A 4171-nucleotide genomic window follows, 5' to 3' on the forward strand; every position below is an offset into this window, starting at 1 on the left:
TTTTCAGACGCTTCGGTGCTCTTGATATGGTGCAGGGTGTAGTAGGCGCCGCCCTTGGCCATAAGCTCCTCGTGGGTGCCGGATTCCACAATGAGGCCGTCATTGATAACCATAATGCGGGAGGCGCTTTCAATGGTGGAGAGCCGATGCGCGATGACAAACACCGTGCGGTTCTTCATGAGATTCCCCAGGGCCTCCTGAACGACCTTTTCGGATTTGTTGTCAAGAGCGCTGGTGGCTTCGTCCAGGATCACGATGGGAGCGTTTTGCACAAAAGCCCGGGCAATGGCAATACGCTGCTTCTGGCCGCCGGAGAGCCGGGTGCCGTGTTCGCCGATTTCGGTCTTAAGACCGTCGGGAAGCGAGTCAATGAATTCCGTGAGACAGGAGGCGTCCAGAGCGGCCCTGATCTCCTCTGGCGTGGCGTCGGGCTTGCCGATCCTGATGTTTTCATCAATGGTGGTGTTAAAGAGGAAGCTGTCCTGGAACACGTAGGCGATCTTGTCCCGGAGGGAGGTAATGGTGTAGTCCCGGAAGTCCCGGCCGTCGATGAGCACGGAGCCGGAGGTGACCTCGTAAAGCCGGGGAATGAGACTCACAATGGTGGATTTTCCGCCGCCGCTGTTACCCACGAGAGCAATGGAAGAGCCCTTGGGAGCCGTGAAGGAAATCCCTTTAAGCACCTCGTTTTCCGGAGTGTACCCGAAATGCACGTCCCGGAACTCCACGGATTCCCGGATCTCCTGAAGCTCGGTCTTCTTTCCGGCCTGAGCCAGCTTGTCTTCCTCCTCGGTGACCGTGGGGGTGTCAAAGATCTCGTAAATGCGGCCCAGAGCCACAATAGACTGCTGCACCTGAATGTAGTTGTTGCCGATGGACTTCAGGGGGGTGTAGAGCATGATCAGGGCGGCCAGGAAGGAGACGAAGGTGCCGCTGGTGATAATGCCGTTTACGATCATGTAGCCGCCGCAGGCAATTACCAGAGCCACGCCCACTGAGGCCACGATGTGCATGAAGGGGGAGAGCCAGTTGGTGTCCCGGATCATCTTCATGCTCATTTTGAAGGATCCCTGAGCCGCATCCTCAAAGCTGTCCATCATGTGCTTATTGAGGTTGCAGCTTTTGATCACCTTGTTCCCCCGGGCCACTTCGCCGTAGAGGTTCAGGATGGCGGAGCTCAGGATCATGGTCTTCTGCATGATCTTCTTGATCTTCTTCCGGACGATGCTCATGGGGAGAATGATAAACAGCATCACGGCCAGGGCGATAATGGTGAGCTGCCAGGAATTCCAGAGGAGCACTCCCGCCAGAGCCACGGAGGAAAAGAATTTGGTGAGAAACAGCTTGATGTTGGAGATAAGCCCAGTGGCGGCCTGTTCCGCGTCATTGAAGTACCGAAAAACTATGGTGCCGGAATCGTTGGCGTCAAAGTAGCGGGTATCCATGCAGAGGAGCTTGGCAAAGAGCTTTCTTCGGAGATCCAGGGTAATGCGGTTTCCCACATAGCCGTTAACCCAGGCGGAGAGGTAGATAAACATGCCCTGGATGACGGTGAAGCCCACGATGATATAGGGCACCCAGCGGGAAAACTCTTCCTGCCGCTCCACCATGAGATTGTCCATGAAGGGCTTCAGAAACCAGGCGATGACGGCGTCCAGAGCTCCCACGGGAGCGGTGAGGAGCAGTCCCAGAAACGCCATGGCGAGATAGGGCCTCAGAAAGGGAAAGAACTTGGAGTAGGCGTCAAGGAATTCACTTTTTTTCAGGAGAGCGGGCATAGCGGGACTTCATCTCAGCAGGGCTGCTCCGGATAAATCGAGAGCAGACGGGAACCGGAAACAATATAAACAACGGTTTAATCATAAACCAAAGATCCCGGAATTTTCAAGAAAGCCGCCGGGAAAGAGCTTTCCCCCTCGCAAATTTTCCGAGCGGGGAATCAGCTTGACCTCCGGGAATTTTCAGGATAGCCGCGAAGAGCTTCCGAGCCTTGTGTGACAGGGCTTTTCCGGTTGTTCTAAGGCTTAATTTACAGGGAGTTTTTCAGATGCGGTTATGATAGGCGCTGTTTTTTGGAGGTTTTATGAAGGTTTTCTGTTATTTGCTGCCGGTTTTTTTGTGCTCCGGGTGTTCGGGGCTCGGCATTGGTTCCGAGGAGTACGGCTGCCGGGGGCTTCCCCCGGGATCCCAGTGCCGAAGCGCCCGGGAGGTTTACGAGCATCAGGGGCTCGTTTCGGAGACCCCGCTTCCGGAGGGGGCGGCCCCTTTATACCGGGAAGCCCCGGCCGGAACGGGACACGTCACCGCAGCGGAATATTTCGGGGACCGTCTTTACCGCTATCCCGGAGACACGGTGATCACCGTGGTGAACGGCTATACCGACAGCGAGGGACTGGTGCATTCCGGATCCGCAGTGCTGGAGAGTCTGGATAACGGCTACTGGTACCGGATGCGGGATCAGGGGGACTCCTTGTCCGGGGATAGTGAAGCGCCGGCGGCGACCCTGCCCCCGGAGATCACCAGAATTCCCTTCCGGGAGTTTCTTCCGGAAAAGCGCTGAGCCGGGAGCGGGAAAGCCGGCGCGCCGGAAAGGCGTTTTTAAAGCATTTTGGTTTTTCGGGCATGACGCTCGAATATTGTTGGACAAGGCTGCATGGCAGCTAAAGGGAGTTTTTTTATGAAAATATGGCATCGGGTTAACTGGGGGCTTATTGCGGCCGTTCTGGGACTTTGCGTGGCCGGGGACGTTCTCGCCGGCACCGGGGGTGATGAATTCAGCGACGTCTGGGAAACCCTTAAGGAGTGGATTCAGGGCACCCTGGGCCGGGTTATTGCCGGAAGCATGATTCTGGTGGGCATTGTGGCGGGAGTGGCCCGGCAGAGCATCAGCGCCTTTGCCGTGGGTATCGGAGGCGGCATTGGCATGTACAATACCCCTACCGTTATCGAAAGCGTGCTGTCTGCCTCGCTGGAGAGCCTTTCCGGGAGCGAAGCTGAAATGGTGAACAGCCTTCTGAGCTCCGGAATTTAGGGGAGCGGAGTTTTTTTTCCGTCCGGGGGATCCCGGACTTTCCCCCGCGGGGAAAGCCCGGGAGCGCCCGGAGCCCCTTGGGCCGTTGGGAGAAGTTCCGGCCGCAGGCTGGAGTGTCCCGTTTTTCCGGGGCGGTAATCCCTTCTGTGCGGCTCCGGTACGATTTTGCGTGATTTAAGCGGCGGTGTTGAGATGCGCCGGCCGCTTTTTTCGGGAGGGAACCCCGTTCCTGATTCTTTCCTGTCCTGATCTCCCTGGCCTTTTATATTTCCTATCCGGTCTTTGTTTCCTGTCTTTAGTTTCCTTTCTGTTCTGCCTCTCCTGCTGTTCATTGTCCTGCCTTGCCTGATTTTGGGGAGTCCTTTAGTTATCCCGCTTTTTCCTTGTCGGTTCTCCGGCTCCGGCGGAGGAGCGAGGGTTCTTGCGGGATTTTCCTAAGTCAGCATAACCCTGTCGGCTGACAGGGGACAGCATACGGGTGACAGCATAGCAGAGGACTGCATAGCGGAGTCAGAGGAGCTTAGCGTGGGTGATCCGTTTCTCCTGAGGGGAAACAATGAGCGCCAGCTTTGCCCCGGGGCCTGCGGTTTCCCGATCCTGCGGGAACGGCCAGCTTTCTTCGGAAAATGCCGTTTTATCAAGGCGTTCTCCGGCTTTGGCAATAAGCTCCTGGGGATTATCTCCGGAGAGGGCCGGCACCCCGGTGATGAGGACGCGGGAGACCTTGCCGTCCTTGAGATAGGCGGCGGTGAGATCCGCGGACTCTCCGGATTCCGGGAGCCTCTCTGCCTCGAGTCCGGCCAGAACCAGGATGGCATAGAGGAGATCCCGGAGAGCTGAGACTTTTTCAAAGGGGGATTCCCGGCCAAAGGAGAGCAGGCTGAACCCCCGGTTCAGAGCGGCCGTCAGGGCTTCCGGGTAGCCTCCCAGGAGGCCGTCCCGGACTCCGGAGGCGATGTCCGCGATATCAGCTTCGGAGACGGGGTTTTCGGAAACCAGCGTGAAATAAATGTTAAGCAGGGTGGCCGTGGCATTCAGATTGGGCGGGGTCAGCACCGCCCGGCGGCGGCCCAGCTCGTTTTTGATGGTGCGCACTGCGAGATAGCCGGCGTGGTAAAGAGCGCTTCCCGGCGGGGTGCC

At 57.4% G+C, this 4171-nt stretch carries 4 protein-coding genes; 2 read left to right on the forward strand and 2 right to left on the reverse strand.

Going from position 1 to position 4171, the window contains the following annotated elements:
* On the reverse strand, nucleotides 1–1778 hold a 1778-nt coding region (locus ACJROR_RS04610; RefSeq protein WP_406546072.1), incomplete at its 3' end, for an ABC transporter ATP-binding protein.
* Between the two features lie 305 nt (nucleotides 1779–2083).
* On the opposite strand from ACJROR_RS04610, the gene ACJROR_RS04615 reads away from it, so the two are divergent.
* Together ACJROR_RS04615 and traA are read left to right on the forward strand one after the other, a co-directional pair.
* Nucleotides 2084–2560, forward strand: coding sequence for a hypothetical protein (locus ACJROR_RS04615; protein WP_406546073.1), 477 nt, complete (start codon nucleotides 2084–2086; stop codon nucleotides 2558–2560).
* 117 nt (nucleotides 2561–2677) lie between these two features.
* Nucleotides 2678–3031 (forward strand): TraA family conjugative transfer protein, encoded by a 354-nt coding sequence (gene traA / locus ACJROR_RS04620; protein WP_406546074.1) that lies wholly within the window; start codon nucleotides 2678–2680, stop codon nucleotides 3029–3031.
* Nucleotides 3032–3541: 510 nt separating this feature from the next.
* On the opposite strand, the gene ACJROR_RS04625 is transcribed toward traA, so the two are convergent.
* Nucleotides 3542–4171 (reverse strand): hypothetical protein (locus ACJROR_RS04625; RefSeq protein WP_406546075.1); only part of this gene is annotated, 630 nt, incomplete at its 5' end.

The organism is Succinimonas sp., assembly GCF_045225735.1.
Classification (GTDB): Bacteria; Pseudomonadota; Gammaproteobacteria; order Enterobacterales; family Succinivibrionaceae; genus Succinimonas.

Coding starts and splice junctions, on each gene's coding strand:
- traA (WP_406546074.1), top strand. CDS start 2,678: ATGAAAATATGGCATCGGGTTAACTGGGGGCTTATTGCGGCCGTTCTG.
- ACJROR_RS04615 (WP_406546073.1), top strand. CDS start 2,084: ATGAAGGTTTTCTGTTATTTGCTGCCGGTTTTTTTGTGCTCCGGGTGT.